Source organism: Sphingopyxis macrogoltabida (assembly GCF_001307295.1).
Classification (GTDB): domain Bacteria; phylum Pseudomonadota; class Alphaproteobacteria; order Sphingomonadales; family Sphingomonadaceae; genus Sphingopyxis; species Sphingopyxis macrogoltabida_B.
In genome coordinates, this window is the sequence record NZ_CP012700.1 from 3,510,641 (window position 1) to 3,524,985 (window position 14,345).

20 protein-coding genes are annotated in these 14,345 nt (G+C 64.6%); 8 read left to right on the top strand and 12 right to left on the bottom strand.

The annotated features are described in order from the left end of the window. Positions 1-133 precede the first annotated feature (133 nt). From clpX to AN936_RS16345, 3 genes are all read left to right on the top strand, one after another. Positions 134-1,402, top strand: a complete 1,269-nt coding sequence (clpX, locus tag AN936_RS16335) for an ATP-dependent Clp protease ATP-binding subunit ClpX (protein WP_054589037.1) — start codon at positions 134-136, stop codon at positions 1,400-1,402. Continuing rightward, positions 1,402-1,983: a hypothetical protein gene (locus tag AN936_RS16340; protein WP_054589038.1), complete on the top strand. Its 582-nt coding sequence runs from the start codon at positions 1,402-1,404 to the stop codon at positions 1,981-1,983. Before clpX ends, AN936_RS16340 begins: the two co-directional genes overlap by 1 nt. A gap of 274 nt (positions 1,984-2,257) precedes the next feature. Then, positions 2,258-5,689, top strand: a complete 3,432-nt coding sequence (locus AN936_RS16345) for a TonB-dependent receptor (RefSeq protein WP_054589039.1) — start codon at positions 2,258-2,260, stop codon at positions 5,687-5,689. 72 nt (positions 5,690-5,761) lie between these two features. Here the strand turns inward: AN936_RS16345 and AN936_RS16350 are convergent, their stop codons facing one another. The 10 genes from AN936_RS16350 to AN936_RS25790 all read right to left on the bottom strand — a co-directional run bounded on the left by AN936_RS16350 (position 5,762) and on the right by AN936_RS25790 (position 9,354). Further along, the gene (locus tag AN936_RS16350; protein WP_054589040.1) at positions 5,762-6,172 is read right to left on the bottom strand and encodes a SufE family protein; all 411 of its coding nucleotides are present in this window, start codon (positions 6,170-6,172) and stop codon (positions 5,762-5,764) included. Positions 6,173-6,266: 94 nt separating this feature from the next. Then, positions 6,267-6,524: a hypothetical protein gene (locus tag AN936_RS16355; protein ID WP_054589041.1), complete on the bottom strand. Its 258-nt coding sequence runs from the start codon at positions 6,522-6,524 to the stop codon at positions 6,267-6,269. Positions 6,525-6,550: 26 nt separating this feature from the next. After that, entirely contained in the window at positions 6,551-6,820 is a 270-nt protein-coding gene (locus AN936_RS16360; RefSeq protein ID WP_054589042.1) for a hypothetical protein, read from the bottom strand. A gap of 39 nt (positions 6,821-6,859) precedes the next feature. Next, the gene (locus tag AN936_RS16365; RefSeq protein ID WP_054589043.1) at positions 6,860-7,108 is read right to left on the bottom strand and encodes a hypothetical protein; all 249 of its coding nucleotides are present in this window, start codon (positions 7,106-7,108) and stop codon (positions 6,860-6,862) included. Positions 7,109-7,122: 14 nt separating this feature from the next. Next, complete coding sequence (locus AN936_RS16370; RefSeq protein WP_054589044.1) at positions 7,123-7,440, bottom strand: hypothetical protein; 318 nt, start codon at positions 7,438-7,440, stop codon at positions 7,123-7,125. A 12-nt stretch (positions 7,441-7,452) separates the two neighbouring features. Next, the gene (locus AN936_RS16375; protein ID WP_054589045.1) at positions 7,453-7,752 is read right to left on the bottom strand and encodes a hypothetical protein; all 300 of its coding nucleotides are present in this window, start codon (positions 7,750-7,752) and stop codon (positions 7,453-7,455) included. A 32-nt stretch (positions 7,753-7,784) separates the two neighbouring features. After that, positions 7,785-8,165, bottom strand: coding sequence for an envelope stress response membrane protein PspC (gene pspC / locus AN936_RS16380; protein WP_054589046.1), 381 nt, complete (start codon positions 8,163-8,165; stop codon positions 7,785-7,787). Between the two features lies 1 nt (position 8,166). Further along, on the bottom strand, positions 8,167-8,442 hold the full coding sequence (pspB, locus tag AN936_RS16385) for an envelope stress response membrane protein PspB (protein WP_054589047.1): 276 nt from the start codon (positions 8,440-8,442) through the stop codon (positions 8,167-8,169). 12 nt (positions 8,443-8,454) lie between these two features. Continuing rightward, complete coding sequence (gene pspA / locus AN936_RS16390) at positions 8,455-9,117, bottom strand: phage shock protein PspA (RefSeq protein WP_054589048.1); 663 nt, start codon at positions 9,115-9,117, stop codon at positions 8,455-8,457. Positions 9,118-9,222: 105 nt separating this feature from the next. Then, on the bottom strand, positions 9,223-9,354 hold the full coding sequence (locus tag AN936_RS25790) for a hypothetical protein (protein ID WP_257719785.1): 132 nt from the start codon (positions 9,352-9,354) through the stop codon (positions 9,223-9,225). Between the two features lie 177 nt (positions 9,355-9,531). On the opposite strand from AN936_RS25790, the gene pspF reads away from it, so the two are divergent. Continuing rightward, a complete protein-coding gene (gene pspF, locus AN936_RS16395) occupies positions 9,532-10,557 on the top strand; it encodes a phage shock protein operon transcriptional activator (protein WP_054589049.1) in 1,026 nt (341 codons plus the stop codon). A gap of 103 nt (positions 10,558-10,660) precedes the next feature. On the opposite strand, the gene AN936_RS16400 is transcribed toward pspF, so the two are convergent. Beyond that, a complete protein-coding gene (locus tag AN936_RS16400) occupies positions 10,661-11,182 on the bottom strand; it encodes a hypothetical protein (RefSeq protein ID WP_054589050.1) in 522 nt (173 codons plus the stop codon). Positions 11,183-11,409: 227 nt separating this feature from the next. Between AN936_RS16400 and rplU the strand changes: the two genes are divergently transcribed. The 3 genes from rplU (at position 11,410) to AN936_RS16415 (ending at position 13,052) form a co-directional block, all read left to right on the top strand. Continuing rightward, positions 11,410-11,901, top strand: a complete 492-nt coding sequence (gene rplU, locus AN936_RS16405; RefSeq protein WP_054589051.1) for a 50S ribosomal protein L21 — start codon at positions 11,410-11,412, stop codon at positions 11,899-11,901. 46 nt (positions 11,902-11,947) lie between these two features. Then, positions 11,948-12,217: a 50S ribosomal protein L27 gene (gene rpmA / locus AN936_RS16410; RefSeq protein WP_054589052.1), complete on the top strand. Its 270-nt coding sequence runs from the start codon at positions 11,948-11,950 to the stop codon at positions 12,215-12,217. A gap of 238 nt (positions 12,218-12,455) precedes the next feature. Continuing rightward, complete coding sequence (locus tag AN936_RS16415; protein ID WP_054589053.1) at positions 12,456-13,052, top strand: GNAT family N-acetyltransferase; 597 nt, start codon at positions 12,456-12,458, stop codon at positions 13,050-13,052. 31 nt (positions 13,053-13,083) lie between these two features. Here AN936_RS16415 and AN936_RS16420 read toward each other — a convergent pair whose 3' ends face one another. Further along, entirely contained in the window at positions 13,084-13,674 is a 591-nt protein-coding gene (locus AN936_RS16420) for a DUF937 domain-containing protein (RefSeq protein ID WP_054589054.1), read from the bottom strand. A gap of 177 nt (positions 13,675-13,851) precedes the next feature. Here AN936_RS16420 and AN936_RS16425 point away from each other — a divergent pair, with 177 nt between their 5' ends. Continuing rightward, entirely contained in the window at positions 13,852-14,271 is a 420-nt protein-coding gene (locus AN936_RS16425; protein WP_054589055.1) for a DUF3597 domain-containing protein, read from the top strand. Positions 14,272-14,345: the final 74 nt, after the last annotated feature.

Below are 14,345 nucleotides of genomic sequence, written 5' to 3' on the forward strand. Positions count from 1 at the left end.
TGACGCTAGCTTCGCGCCTTGGCGCTATGCGGGACATTGAAGCCATGTCACCCAATTGCCATATTGTAATCGGGTGGCGGCGAACTAGGATAAAGACGGCAACGCCCTTTTGGCGTCTGCCAGAGGACAATATATGACCAAATTGAGCGGCTCGGACAGCAAGAGCACTCTTTACTGCTCCTTCTGCGGCAAGTCGCAGCACGAAGTCCGCAAGCTGATTGCCGGGCCGACCGTGTTCATCTGCGACGAATGCGTCGAGTTGTGCAACGACATCATCCGCGAAGAGATCAAGGGCGGCGTAGCCGCGCGCAAAGACGGCGCGGTCCCGACGCCGCTGGAAATCTGCCAGCATCTCGACGCCTATGTGATCGGCCAGAACAAGGCCAAGCGCGTGCTGTCGGTCGCGGTCCACAACCATTACAAGCGCCTTGCCAACAGCGGTCGCGGCGAAGACGTCGAACTGGCGAAGTCGAACATCCTGCTCGTCGGGCCGACCGGCAGCGGCAAGACGCTGCTCGCCCAGACGCTCGCGCGCTTCCTCGACGTGCCCTTCACCATGGCCGACGCTACGACGCTCACCGAGGCCGGCTATGTCGGCGAGGATGTCGAGAACATCATCCTGAAGCTGCTGCAGGCCAGCGACTATAATGTCGAAAAGGCGCAGCGCGGCATCGTCTATATCGACGAGATCGACAAGATCAGCCGCAAGGCCGAAAACCCGTCGATCACCCGCGACGTGTCGGGCGAAGGCGTGCAGCAGGCGCTGCTCAAGCTGATGGAAGGCACGACCGCGAGCGTCCCGCCGCAGGGCGGCCGCAAGCACCCGCAGCAGGAATTCCTGCAGGTCGACACGACGAACATCCTGTTCATCGCGGGCGGCGCCTTCGCCGGCCTCGAAAAGATCATCGGCGACCGCCTGCAGGGCAAGTCGATCGGTTTCGGCGCGCATGTCGCCGGCCCCGACGAGCGCCGCGCGGGCGAGACGCTGAAGCAGATCGAGCCCGAGGATCTGCTGAAGTTCGGCCTCATACCCGAATTCGTCGGCCGCCTGCCGGTCATCGCGACGCTCGAGGACCTCGACGTCGATGCGCTGGTCAAGATTCTCGGCGAGCCCAAGAATGCGCTCGTGAAGCAGTATAAGAAGCTGTTCGACCTCGAAGAGGTCGCGCTGACCTTTACCGACGACGCACTGGTCGCGGTCGCCAAGAAAGCGATCGAACGCAAGACCGGCGCGCGCGGGCTGCGCTCGATCGTCGAGGCGATCCTGCTCGACACGATGTTCGACCTGCCCGACCTCACCGACGTGGTCGAGATCGTCGTCGACAAGGATGTCGTCGAGGGCCGCAAGGACCCGGTGCGCGTCTATGCCGACAAGGCGAAGGAAGCCGGCGACGCCGCCTGATGTTGCGCGCGGCGCGTCTGGCACTCGCCGCAGCGATCCTCGCTGCGGCGGCGCCCGTCCGCGCCGAACCGGTCAGCATCCCGATCGCCGAGGTCGCCGATTCGGCGGAGGTCCGGCGCGAAGGCGATGCGATACGCCACCTTGCCTCGCAATATCTGTTTCCCGCGCAACTGGGGCAAATGCCGGCGCGCAAGTTGGTCGTCTACGCGCCGGGCAATATCTCCGTCCAATATACGCTGCGCGGCGGCGGGAACGGCGACGGCTGGATCGATCTTTTCGTTTACCGGCCCGATGAGGGCACGCTGGCGGACGAGGCGCAATCGCTCGAAGCGCTGCTGATCGAACGCTATAAAGGCACGCCGCTCCCGACCCCGCAAGGCTTCACCGACCCCGGCGCGCCGGTGATGAGCGGATGGTATGACGCCGAGATCGGCGGCAAACCCTATCTCACATATTACCAGCTCGCCCGGCACGGCGACTGGGCCGTGAAAATACGGTTCAGCATGCCGCGCGAAGCGACGGACGACGTGCGGTCGCGTGCGGCAGAGGCTCTGGCCGACCGGCCGACGCGCTGGCGCTGAGCCGCCCGGACATCCCGTTTCGAGTCGCGGTTGAACCATGTTGCATTGCAGCAACAGGCCCCGGAAAAAACGCATCCGCATTGGCGGACGTTAACCACCCTCCGACGGAATCCCGAAGCTTTTCCGCTGACCCCGCAACAGGTCGTCGCACCCCGCTTGCCCTGTCACAATTGCTGTCACAACCCTGCCACACGCGGGCTTCAGGGGCGCTCGCAGGTGAAGCGCACTCCCCCATTCTTGCGCGCCTGCCCAACGCAACAAGGGACATTGTGACATGAAACTTCGTTATTCGATCGCCGCGAGCCTGATGGCGATCGGCGCCGCAACCGCGATTGCCGCCCCGGCACAAGCCCAGCAGATCACGACCGGAATCCAGGGCCAGGTCAGCGACGACAGCGGCGCCGCGATCGGCGGCGCGACCGTCGTCGTCACCGACACCCGCACCGGCGCCGCGCGCACGATCACGACAGGAGCCGACGGCCGCTTTGCCGCGACCGGCCTCGTCACCGGTGGCCCCTACAGCATCGCCGTTTCCGCCGATTCTTTCGAAGGCCAGACGATCCAGGACGTTTACACCTCGCTTCAGGGCAACACGAACCTCGCATTCTCGCTTGCCTCGGGCGGCGGCGAAATCGTCGTCACCGGGACGCGCGTCAAGGTGACGCAACTCGCGGTTGGCCCCGGCGTCAGCTTCAATACCGAAGTGTTGCAGAGTGCCCCGACCTTCAACCGCGACCTGCGCGACATCATCCGCCTCGACCCCCGCGTCAGCCTCGACCGCGACGACGGCGGCTCGGGTCAGGATCGCATCTCGTGCCTCGGCGGCAACGACCGCGGCAACGCCTTCACCGTCGACGGCATCAGTCAGGGCGACATCTACGGCCTCAACGACACCGGCTTTTCGTCGCGCAGTTCGACCCCCATCCCCTATGACGCGATCCGCGAAACGCAGGTCCAGTTCGCGCCGTTCGATGTCGATTACGGCCAGTTCACCGGCTGCGCGATCAACGCGGTGACCAAGTCGGGAACCAACGATTATCATTTCGGCGGTTTCTTCGAATATTCGGACAACGGCATGCGCGGCGACAATGTGAAGGGCATCGGTGTCGCGCCGATCGAAGCCGACAAGCGCTGGGGCGTCTATCTGGGCGGACCGGTGATCAAGGACCGGCTGTTCCTGTTCGGCGCCTTCGAACGCCAGCGCGCCGGCCAGCCGCAGGACGAGGGTCCGAGCGGCGCCGACTATCCGACCGAAATGCCAGGCGTGTCGAAGGCGCAGTTCGACGAGATTCGCGGCGAAATCAACCGCATCTACGGCGTCGATACCGGCGATCTTGTCTATAGCCGTCCGTACAAGAACGACCGCTATTTCGTCCGCGCCGACTGGCAGATCAACGACGATCACCGGCTCGAGGGCACGTTCCAGCGGCTCGAGGAAACGACGCTGCGCGGCGACGACCTTGCGACCACCGGCACTTTCGCCAACACTGCGGTCGGCCGCAATACCTTCCTGCTGTCGGGGACAACGTCGAACTATTATTCGGGCCGCCTCTATTCGCAGTGGAGCGACCGTTTCTCCACCGAGCTCCGTTTCTCGCGCTCCGAGGTCCGCGACATTCAGGATCCGTTCGGCGGCGGTGAAGCGCAGTCGGCAAACCCGATCCCGCGCATCATAGTCGGCGTCGACAACGGCGCCGACGCGCCCGCGGGCGTGGTCAGTGCCGGTCCCGGCTTTTCGCGCACCGCGAACGACCTGCGCACCAACGTCAACCAGTATCGCGCCGTCGGCCGCATCGACGCCGGGGCGCACCAGATCAAGTTCGGCGCCGAACTGAGCCAGGCCAGCCTGTTCAACCTGTTCGTCCAGAACGCAACCGGCACCCTGGTTTTCCGCAACATCGACGATCTGCGCGCCGGGCTGCTGTCGCCCGGATCGAACACGACGACGAGCGCGGCGAACGTCGTCGGCGGCACTGCGATCGGCGCCTACGGCAATTTCTCGCCGTCGGGCGACATCAACGACCTCGCCGCACGCTTCAAGCGCAGCATCTATTCGGTGTTCGTGCAGGATGAGTGGGAGATCAACAGCCAGTTGAAGGCGGTCGGCGGCGTCCGCGTCGAATGGTATGACGGCGGCCATCCCGAAGCCAACCCCAACTTCATGGCGCGCTATGGCTTTGCCAACACCGCGTCGTTCAGCAACCTGTCCCCGGTCGTCATGCCCCGTCTTGCGCTGACCTATGACGCCGACGATTTCGCGATCTTCGGCCGGCCGCAGTTCCGCGCCGGCGTGGGCATCTTCTCCGGCGGCGACCCGGTCGTCTGGTTCGGCAACGCCTTCCAGAACAACGGCTATCAGGGCGAGGGGCGCAGCACCGACGCCCCCTGCGCGGGACAGCTCGATGTGGTCAACGATGCCGGCCAGTATACCGGCCTTCCCGAATGCGTCGTGACTGCCGGTACGGCCAATGCATCGCGCGGTCTTGGCGACACCCAGTCGATCGATCCGAACATCAAGATGCCGACGGTGCTGCGCGCCAACGCCGGCTTCTCGTCCGAGCTGAACTTCGCGCCGTCGGGTTTCTTCTCAGGCTGGAACCTGACCGTCGATTATATCTACAGCCGCTATCGCAACCCGTTCAATATCATCGACCTGTCGCAGACCCCAGACATCCGCAAGGGGCTCGACGGCTATATGATCGACGGCCGCCCGATCTATGCGGCGATCGATCCGACGGTTGCAGGCTGTAACGCCCAGCTCACCGGCGTCAGCCCGGTCCCGGTCTGGCAGAATGTCACCGACGCCTGCTTCGCCACCAGCCGCGATGACGAGTTGATGCTGACCAACGCGCGCGGATACAGCAGCCAGGTCGCATCATTCCTGCTGTCGAAGAATTTCGCGGGCGGGCTGTTCACCAGCGGCGGTGCGGTCGATTTCAGCGTCGGCTATGCCTTCACCGATTCGAACGACCGCCGGAGCATGTATAACTCGACTGCCGGTTCGAACTTCGACAACACCGCCGCCTTCGACCGCCAGCTCCTGCCCGCGTCGCGCAGCTTCTACAGCAGCAAGCACAACATCACCGCGCAGCTATTCTTCACCGAAAACTTCTTCTCGGACCTGAAGACCAAGCTCGGGCTGACCTTCGTCGGCCGGTCGGGCCGTCCATACAGCCTGACCTTCTCCGACGGCGGGGTGTTTGCCGACAGCTCGTCGGGCAACGACAATGCATTGATCTACCTTCCGACGGGGATCGACGATCCGAACATTTCCGCAGATTCGGATATGGACGTTGTCGAGGGTCTCGTGGACTTCGCCAACGGCCTCGGCTGCGCGCGCAAATATATCGGCCGCACCGTGCCGCGGAACAGTTGTTCGAACGACTGGTATTTCGATGTCGACCTGTCCTTCTCGCAGGTAATTCCGGGTCCCGGCCGCCTGTTCGGCAAGAACGACAAGCTGAAGCTCTATGCGACGGTCGACAATTTCCTGAACCTGCTCGACAATGGCTGGAACGTCCAGCGACGCCGCAATTATCTGGGGTTCCAGGATCTGGCGAAGGTCAGTGTCGGCGAGGATGGCCGCTATCTCTTCGTGCCGTCGTCGGCGAGCAATCCTGGCTACACCAATTACGACGCGGACAATCAGATCAACTTCAGCTCGTCGCTGTGGCGGATCAAGGTTGGCGTTTCGTACGAATTCTGATCGCGCGTCGCGCAAAGGACAAAGGGCGCGGGGTCATTTCCCGCGCCCTTTTTCGTGTCGGCAATCGCGTCGTCAGCCCGCCGCGAGGCGGCGCGCGGTATCCTGAACGAGCGCGATCATATTGGGGACACCCTGCGTGCGGTTCGACGAGAGCTGGCGCGTCAGGTCGAAGGGGGCGAGCGCCGCCGCGATGTCCATCGCCGCGACCTCGGCCGCCGGCCGGTCCTGCACCGCCGCCAGCACCAGCGCGACGATACCCTTGGTGATCGCGGCATTGCTGTCGGCGAGGAAATGGAGGCGGCCATCGTCCTGCGGTACCGGATAGACCCAGACGCTCGCCGAACAGCCGCGCACCAGCGTCGCGTCGGTCTTGAGCGCGTCGGGCATCGCCTCGAGGGTGCGCCCGAGTTCGATCAGCAGGCGATAGCGATCGTCGCCGTCGAGAAAATCATATTCGTCGAAAATGTCGGAGAGGCTGCGCATCGCAGCGCCAGTGGCAGATTTGTCGTCGCGGCGAAAGTCCCGCGTCGCCCCAGCAAGGGAATGGGGGCGACGCGGATCGGTGCGGGGCGGACCGTTACAGGTCGACGCCGGCCGCGATGGCTTCGAGCTTGCGCAGCCGTTCCTTGAGGTCGGCGATCTCGATCCGCGACCCGGCATGCGGGACGGCGGGGTCCTGCGGCATGCTGTGACCGGCGGCGAGTTCGTCGCGCTTCAGCGCGATCCAGTCACGCCAGCCGCGCAGCGCGACGAGGCTGATGATGGTGAGCGCAGCCAGCGCGACGGTCGCGACCAGCAGGTTGGCACCGAGTTCGGAAGCGATGATGGTGGCCATGGGTCGGCTCCTTCTTCGTCACGGGGTCAGGGGTGTGAACGGTCGCGCAGCCGCTCGATCTCTTCGTCGAGCGTCGCGGCGCGGTTATGGTCGGTGGCGATGCGTTCGAGCACCTGGATCCGCTCCTTTAAGGCGCGGATTTCGGCCTGCAACGCCTTGGTTTCGGCATCCTGATTCTGATTGCCGACGAAATATTCCCCGCCGCGATGGTCGCGGCGCACGCCGTATTTCGCGCGGATGATGCTGCCGATCGTCACGATGAGGACGATGCCGATCACCATTTCAAAGGGGTTCATGGGAGGATCCTTTCCTTCTTATCGTTGTTGTCTGTCGTTTCAGTTCAGCGGCGCGTCGCGCAGCTTTTCGATCTCTTCGGCGACATCGACGCCGCGATCGGTGGCGATGCGTTCGAGAACGCGGACGCGCGCCTCCAGCCGTTCGGTCGCAGCGGCATATTGCGCCGCCTTTTCGGCGGTCGCCGCGGCCTGCACCTCGATCATCTTCTGCTGATGCTTCGACCAGAAGATAAAGCCGGCAAGCAGGAAGGGCGCAAGCGGTACGAGAATCCAGATGGTGTCACCCATGGTCTATCTCCGGATCAATTCGTGGGGCGCCGCAGCGCCTCGATCTCGCTCGCGACGCGGTGGCTTTCGTCGGTGACGATGCGTTCGACCACCGCGAGCCGGTCCTTCACCGAACCGAGTTCGGCGCGAAGCTGGGCATTTTCCTGGCTGAGGAGCTTGACCCGCTCCATCGCCTCGTCGCTGGTCTTCGGATAGACCGCCTTGCCCCAGCTGTTTTCGAGCGGATAGCCGTTCTTGACGCGGAGCCAGGTGGTGAAGACCCAGCCCGCCACCCCGGCCAGGCCGACGATCGCGGCGACGGGGGCAAGGACGTTGAGGGCATCGAGGTTCATGATATTTCCCTTTTATCGCAGACGGTCGATCTGGTCCGCGAGCTGCGCGGCCTGACCGTGATTTTCGGTTGCGATGCGTTCGAGCACCGAAATCCGCTCTTCGAGCCGGCCGATCTGGCTGGCGAGCTTGGCATTGTCGTCGGTCAAGAGCTTGATTTTTCGATCAGCGTCGGGGTCGGTTCGATGAACCGTGCCACCCCATTCATTCTCGACCGGATAGCCATGCTTGGCGCGGATCCAGGTGGTGAACATCCAGCCGCCGATCGACAATGCGATGATGGCGAGGACAAAGCCGGTACCACCGAAATTCATCTGTCTTCTCCCTGTTGCCCGTCAGCCGCGTGTCAGCGCAGGCTGTCGATCTCGTCGGCGAGGCGACGGTTGTGGCTGGTGTAGTAAAGCTCGATGTCGGCGAGCCGCCGGTCGATGTCGCGGAAGCGCGACTTGATGTCGCGGGTCGACGCGGTCGGGTTCGAGCGCACGCCCTGCCAGAATTTCGCTTCCTCGTTCGAGCCATAGAGCGCGAAAGGCTTCGGCGTTCCCATCCAGGCGACCATCCAATAGGCGATCAGCGTCCAGGGAAAGCCCCCCATCAGCGTCAGCAGCACCGCGCCGACACGGACCCAGAGCACGTCGATCCCGCTATAGTCCGCGATCCCGGCGCACACGCCACTCCACTTGGCGTTCTGCTTATCGAGATAGAATTTGGTACGGCTGGCAGCCATTTCAGTTCCTCCTGCTCATATTTTCAAGCTGCGCCAGATCCTCATCGCTGCGCACCGCGGGGCGGAAATCGGGATGGTCGGCGCTGATAATGCGTTCGACGGTATGAAGACGATTCTCGAGCCTGCGAGCCGTATCGTAAAGTTCGTCGAGGAGCTGTTCATCCTCTCCGGTCAGCGTCTTGGCCTGTTTCCACTTGGTGATGTAGTGGAGGATCAGCCAGGGCAGACCGAGGAAGAGCGTGCCGATGACGATCGGGACGATGATGATTTCTTCCATCGGTCCGGCTCCTTAATTCTTGCCCTGCGCGGCCTTCAGCGCGGCGAGTTCGTCGGCGACCTTGTCGGCCGCCTGTAGTTCGGCGATCTCTTCGTCGAGCGACTTCTTGTAGCCGAGACCCAGCGCATCGGCGCGGCCTTCGGCTTCGTCGACGCGGCGTTCGAGGATCTCGAAGCGCGAGAAGGCGTCCTCGACGCGGTCGCCGTTGGTCATCTCGCGCAGCTTGTAGCGGTTCTCGGCGCTTTCGAGGCGGTTGACGATGCTCGACTGGCGGGCGCGGGCTTCACTGAGCTTTTTCTGCAGCTTGGCGATGTCCGCTTCATAGCCTTTGAGCGAGTCGTCGAGGACGGCGATTTCGGCCTTCAGCTTCTCGGCCATGTCGCCGGCCTTCTGCTTTTCGACAAGCGCGGCAGTGGCGAGGTCTTCGCGGTCCTTCGACAGCGCGAGTTCGGCCTTTTCCTTCCAGCTGTCCTGCAGGCTTTCGAGCTTGGCGATGTGGCGGCGCATTTCCTTCTGGTCCGCGATCGTGCGGGCGGCGGAAGCGCGGACTTCGACGAGCGTTTCGTTCATCTCGAAGATGATCTGGCGGATCATCTTTTCGGGATCTTCGGCCCGGTCGAGCAGGTCGGTGACGTTGGCGGCAATGATGTCGCGGGTGCGTGAAAAAATACCCATCGGGAAACTCCTGTCGAAAATCTTGAGACCTTGTTGGTTGTCTGCGTAAAAAATGCCGGTGCCGGAGCGGGGCAAGGGGGGAGAGTGCCCCGGCACCGGTGCCGGTCAGGCCGTGAGGCCGACCGCCGGGGTTGTTGCAGCGGCGACCTGCGGCTGATCGATCACCCCGACGAGGATGGCCAGCGCTCCGACCGCGCTGAACGCGAAAGTGGCGGCATGGGCAAACATCATCTTCATGGTTCGATCTTCCTTGGCTCTTGCTGCACCGGCACATGTTGCGCCGGTTCGTCATATTCTATGCAGAGGCCGTGCCAATTGGCGCGAACCGCAGAAAATGGCCGAACTTCCCACTGAACTGCCTATTTTGGCGAATTTCCCTTGCCAATCAGCGGGAAATTTTGCCAATCATTGGGAATGGAGCGCGAAACGCAGTTCATCGGCCAATCGGCCGCCTTTCAGGACGCGGTCGAGCGCGCCAGCCAGGCGGCGACCCTCGACCGCCCGGTGCTGGTGATCGGCGAGCGCGGGACCGGCAAGGAACTGATCGCCGAGCGTCTGCACCGGCTGTCGGCGCGATGGGATCGCCCCTATGTGATCATGAACTGCGCCGCGATGCCCGAGACGCTGATCGAATCCGAATTGTTCGGGCACGAGGCGGGCGCCTTCACCGGCGCGACGCGCACACGCGCCGGGCGCTTCGAAGAAGCCGACGGCGGCACGCTGTTCCTCGACGAGCTGGCGACGATGTCGATGGGCGCGCAGGAGCGGCTGCTGCGCGCGGTCGAATATGGCGAGGTGACGCGCGTCGGCTCATCGCGCCCGATCCGCGTCGATGTGCGCATCGTTGCAGCGACCAACGAGCATCTGCCGGCGCTGGTCGATGAGAATCGCTTTCGCGCCGACCTGCTTGACCGGCTGTCGTTCGAGGTGATCACCCTGCCCCCCTTGCGCGCGCGCGAAGGCGATATCGAGGTGCTCGCCACTTACTTCGGCCAACGCATGGCGGCGGTGGTCGGCTGGGAGGAATGGCCGGGCTTCGGCCCGCGCGCGCTGGCGCAGATGGAGGGGCACGACTGGCCCGGCAATGTCCGCGAACTGAGGAACGTCATCGAGCGCGCCATCTATCGCTGGCACGATCCCGAAAAGCCCGTCGACTCGCTGAGCTTCGACCCCTTTGCCAGTCCGTGGCAGCCGGTGCATCGCACGGCGGCGAAGACCGCGAGCGCGCCAACTTCGCCCGCCGAATCGCCCGCCCCTGCAGCGTCGCCGCCGTCGGGTCTGGTCAGCGACCTGCGCGGGGCGGTCGATGCCTATGAAAAGCAGATCCTGTCGGACACGATGGCGCGCTGCCGTTTCAACCAGAAGGTCGCGGCCGAGGCCTTGGGGCTCAGCTACGACCAGATTCGCCATGCGCTGAAGAAGCATGGCTTAAATCAGTAGAAGAATGCCGTCGCCCCCGCGCAGGCGGGGGCCGCTATCGGCCTCACGTGCCATGTCCCGTAAAACGCCAACGGCCCCCGCCTGCGCGGGGGCGACGTATCAATTACTGCCCAGGCAACGCCGCGCTCAGCGCCTGCAAGATCGCATCCTGCGCCGACTCCATTTCGGCGATCCGGTCGCGCAGCGCGTAAATGTCGGGCAAGCCGTCGACCGCTTCGTCGACGGTGCGTTCGATGTAGAGCCGGTCGATGTCGGCAAGCGCTCCCGACAGCGGCGCTCGCGCCGCGGTGAGGCGCGAGATCGCCTGTTGCGCGACGACCCAGCGCTCGCTGGCGACCGGCGCACCCGCGGCCGCCGCGACGAGCGCCGCGGTGGCGTCGCGTTCGGCGGCGAAGGCCTGTTGCCCGCTCGCCGCATCGGCTTCCCAACGCGCCAGGCGCCCCGCGAGATCGGACGGCAGCGGCCCCGGCGGCGGAATCACGATAGCCGGCGGGGCAACGTCGAACCGCCCCTCGATCGGCCGCTTGGCGAGCGAGGGCGCCTGCGTCTGCCGCGCCGCGGCGCAGGCCGCGAGCGACAGCGATGCCGGCATTGCAAAAATCAGCAAAAGAAGGGCGCGCTTCATAATCGCTCCTGATATGGGCGGGCGGTCCGGGCAGCAAGGGCGAATCGCCGCGCAGCCACCGTGATCGCACCGGTCGCCGCAAAACCGCAAAAAGCGCGGAAATATGCGGTTGACAGCGGCGCACGGGGACGTTAGTGGCGCTGACTTTCCCGCATGCCGGAAAAATCGCCTGCTTCGGCGGGTGACTGGCAGCGCGGGTGTTTTAGTTTCTGATTGGATGGAAGACCATGTTCGCAATCGTGCGCACGGGCGGCAAGCAGTATCGCGTCGCCGCTGGAGACAAGATCGCCGTTGAAAAGATCGACGGCGAAGCTGGCGACACCGTGTCGCTGGGCGACATCCTGCTGGCCGGCGACGGCGGCGAAGTGAAGGACGCCAAGGGTCTGACGGTTTCGGCCGAGATCATCGCCCAGACGCGCGGCGAAAAGGTCATCGTCTTCAAGAAGCGCCGCCGGCACAATTACCGCCGCCGCAACGGTCATCGCCAGTCGCTGACGCTGCTGCGCATCCTTGCCGTCGGCGAAGCCAAGAAGGCCGCACCGAAGAAGGAAGCCGCGCCGAAGGAAGAGGCAGCTCCGGCCGCCGAAACCAAGGCTGCTGCACCCGCTAAGGAAGCCGCGCCCAAGAAGGCCGCTGCCCCCAAGAAGGAAGCCGCTGACAAGGCGCCCGCCGAAAAGAAGCCCGCCGCCAAGAAAGCGGCCCCCAAGAAGGAAGCCTGAGCGCGGCAACGCAGCTCGGCCCCAAGCGAAACAAGGAGTTTAGGTCATGGCACATAAGAAAGCAGGCGGCTCTTCGCGCAACGGTCGCGACTCAGCCGGCCGTCGCCTTGGCGTGAAGAAGTTCGGCGGTCAGGAAGTGATCGGCGGCAACATTATCGTGCGCCAGCGCGGCACCAAGGTGTACCCGGGCGTCAACGTCGGCATCGGCAAGGACCACACGCTGTTCGCCACCGCCGACGGCCGCGTTCGATTCCACGACGGCAAGCTTGGCCGCAAATATGTATCGGTCGACATGATGGCCGAAGCCGCCGAATAAGGACGATCGCTGACGGGTCGTCCATCCAAGGGATGACCCGGAGCTGTCCTTTCCGCCCAGCGGAAACAAGGTTCGAAAAGAGGGAGACGGGTCACCCCGTGCTCCCTTTTTTCTTGTCCCGGCTCTGCCGCGCCGGATTTCAGACCTGAAAACAGGGCGTTCCATCTCCCTCTCTACCGATTGTCGTCAAAGCGTCACCATCTGGCGCCAAGGCGACAGGCACTGGGAGTTTGAAAAGATGTTCGCGCGTACCGAAAGACTGTTGCTGCGGCCCGGCTGGCTGGAAGACGCCCCCGCGCTCGCAAAGGCGATCGGCGAGGAAGCGGTGGTCCGCAATCTCGCGACCGCACCCTGGCCTTATGACGAAACGCAGGCCCGGGAATTCCTCGGCCAGCCGATCGATCCCGACCAGCCGCGTTTCCTGATCTTCGCCCGCACCGGCGGCGCCCCGCGCCTTGTCGGCGGCTGCGGCATTTCGCCGAGTCCCGAGGACGGCCTCGAAATGGGTTACTGGATCGCGCGTCCCTATTGGGGGCTCGGCTTCGCCACCGAGGCCGGGCGCCAGTTGGTCCGCATCGCGCGGGCGATGAACCTGCCGAAGCTGTCGGCGGGGCATTTCGTCGACAATCCCGCCTCGGGCGCCGTGCTGCGCAAGCTCGGCTTCCAGCCGACCGGCAAGGTCGCCCAGCGCTACAGCCTGGCGCGCGGCGGCAATGCAGCATGCGCGCTGTTCGAGGAAGGCGATGGTGACGGCAGCGATGCCGTCACCCCCATGCGCGGCCGCGTCACCATCGAAGAAGATTTCCGCGAGGATATCCGGTTGATGGCGGCCTGATTATTCCCTCCCGCCAGCGGGAGGGAGCGGCCTACCCCCGCATCTTGTTCACCATGCCCATGATGTCGTCGAGCGGATTGCCGTCGCCATCCATGTCGAGCATCTTGCCCAGACCGCCGAGACTCCCGCCAAGGCCGCCTGCCGACGGCGCCGCACCGCCACCGACCGCGCCGCCGAGCACATTGCCGATCAGGTCGCCGAGACCGCCGCCGCCACTCGATTGCCCACCCTGCTTGGCCATATAGCCCGCGACCATCATCGCGAGGATCGGCAGCATCTGCTTGAGCAGTCCTGCATCGAGCCCGGTCTGCGCCGACGCCTGCCCGGCGACGGTGCGGCTGACGTCCTTCGACCCGAAAATCTGCCCGAGCACGTCATTGCCCTGATCGACCGGGGTCGGCTGCGACCCGAGCACCGAGTCGAACAGCCCGCCGCCGCCCAGCTGCCCGAGCAGGCCGCCGAGCCCTTCGATGCCGCCCGATTGCACCTGTTTCTTGAAGCCGCCGAGGATCGCGGGGAGCAAAGCCTCGGCACCTTGCCGCGCCATAGCGGGCGGCACGCCGAGTTCGCTGGCCATCGATTCGATGCCGCCGGCCTGCTGCAATATGTCGGTGAGGTTCATGATCGGGTCTCCCACTTTGGCACGGATCGAACCGGGCCGATGCGGGTTAGTATAGCAGCGCGCGGGCGGACGGCGAGCCGTTCATTTGGCTGTCATTTCCAGAGGTACAGTCCTAGCCTGCGGCCATACGACTCGCCCCGTCCGGGGCGGGCCGCATCATCCAGTGGGAGCAAATCGATGAGCATTTTCGGCAAGATCAAGGACGCGATTTTCGGCAAGAAGGCGCAGGCCGCCGAGCCCGCCGCCCCCGCGACACCGGCCGCCGGTTCGGTCGGAGCGGCGCTCGACGCGGCCACGAGCGCGATGGCTTCGGCTTCGGCGGCGCCCGCCCCGATCAGCGAAGTCGATGTCGAAGCGATCCTGTCGGCTGAGGCGGCCAATGCCGGCCAGCCGCTCAACTGGCGTACCTCGATCGTGGACCTGATGAAGCTGCTCGGCATCGACCCGAGCCTCGACAACCGCAAGGAGCTGGCGAAGGAGCTCGGCTATACCGGCGAACTCAACGGCAGCGCCGAGATGAACATCTGGCTGCACAAGGCGGTGATGCGCGAACTCGCGGCCAACGGCGGCCGGGTGCCCGCGGACCTCACCGACTGATCAACGGCCCATAGTTTTCGACGGGGGTCGGGCAAGCCTTGTGCTTCCCGGCCCCTTTTCGTTGACCGGCGCGC

Bases quoted from the DNA above. Each gene is read 5' to 3' on its own strand.
- pspF (WP_054589049.1), top strand. From the start codon at position 9,532: ATGGAGCGCGAAACGCAGTTCATCGGCCAATCGGCCGCCTTTCAGGAC.
- AN936_RS16375 (WP_054589045.1), bottom strand. From the start codon at position 7,752: ATGAATTTCGGTGGTACCGGCTTTGTCCTCGCCATCATCGCATTGTCG.
- rpmA (WP_054589052.1), top strand. From the start codon at position 11,948: ATGGCACATAAGAAAGCAGGCGGCTCTTCGCGCAACGGTCGCGACTCA.
- AN936_RS16370 (WP_054589044.1), bottom strand. From the start codon at position 7,440: ATGAACCTCGATGCCCTCAACGTCCTTGCCCCCGTCGCCGCGATCGTC.
- AN936_RS16365 (WP_054589043.1), bottom strand. From the start codon at position 7,108: ATGGGTGACACCATCTGGATTCTCGTACCGCTTGCGCCCTTCCTGCTT.
- AN936_RS16415 (WP_054589053.1), top strand. From the start codon at position 12,456: ATGTTCGCGCGTACCGAAAGACTGTTGCTGCGGCCCGGCTGGCTGGAA.
- AN936_RS16360 (WP_054589042.1), bottom strand. From the start codon at position 6,820: ATGAACCCCTTTGAAATGGTGATCGGCATCGTCCTCATCGTGACGATC.
- AN936_RS16400 (WP_054589050.1), bottom strand. From the start codon at position 11,182: ATGAAGCGCGCCCTTCTTTTGCTGATTTTTGCAATGCCGGCATCGCTG.
- AN936_RS16425 (WP_054589055.1), top strand. From the start codon at position 13,852: ATGAGCATTTTCGGCAAGATCAAGGACGCGATTTTCGGCAAGAAGGCG.
- pspB (WP_054589047.1), bottom strand. From the start codon at position 8,442: ATGGAAGAAATCATCATCGTCCCGATCGTCATCGGCACGCTCTTCCTC.
- AN936_RS25790 (WP_257719785.1), bottom strand. From the start codon at position 9,354: ATGAAGATGATGTTTGCCCATGCCGCCACTTTCGCGTTCAGCGCGGTC.
- AN936_RS16345 (WP_054589039.1), top strand. From the start codon at position 2,258: ATGAAACTTCGTTATTCGATCGCCGCGAGCCTGATGGCGATCGGCGCC.
- AN936_RS16350 (WP_054589040.1), bottom strand. From the start codon at position 6,172: ATGCGCAGCCTCTCCGACATTTTCGACGAATATGATTTTCTCGACGGC.
- rplU (WP_054589051.1), top strand. From the start codon at position 11,410: ATGTTCGCAATCGTGCGCACGGGCGGCAAGCAGTATCGCGTCGCCGCT.
- clpX (WP_054589037.1), top strand. From the start codon at position 134: ATGACCAAATTGAGCGGCTCGGACAGCAAGAGCACTCTTTACTGCTCC.
- AN936_RS16355 (WP_054589041.1), bottom strand. From the start codon at position 6,524: ATGGCCACCATCATCGCTTCCGAACTCGGTGCCAACCTGCTGGTCGCG.
- pspA (WP_054589048.1), bottom strand. From the start codon at position 9,117: ATGGGTATTTTTTCACGCACCCGCGACATCATTGCCGCCAACGTCACC.
- AN936_RS16340 (WP_054589038.1), top strand. From the start codon at position 1,402: ATGTTGCGCGCGGCGCGTCTGGCACTCGCCGCAGCGATCCTCGCTGCG.
- AN936_RS16420 (WP_054589054.1), bottom strand. From the start codon at position 13,674: ATGAACCTCACCGACATATTGCAGCAGGCCGGCGGCATCGAATCGATG.
- pspC (WP_054589046.1), bottom strand. From the start codon at position 8,165: ATGGCTGCCAGCCGTACCAAATTCTATCTCGATAAGCAGAACGCCAAG.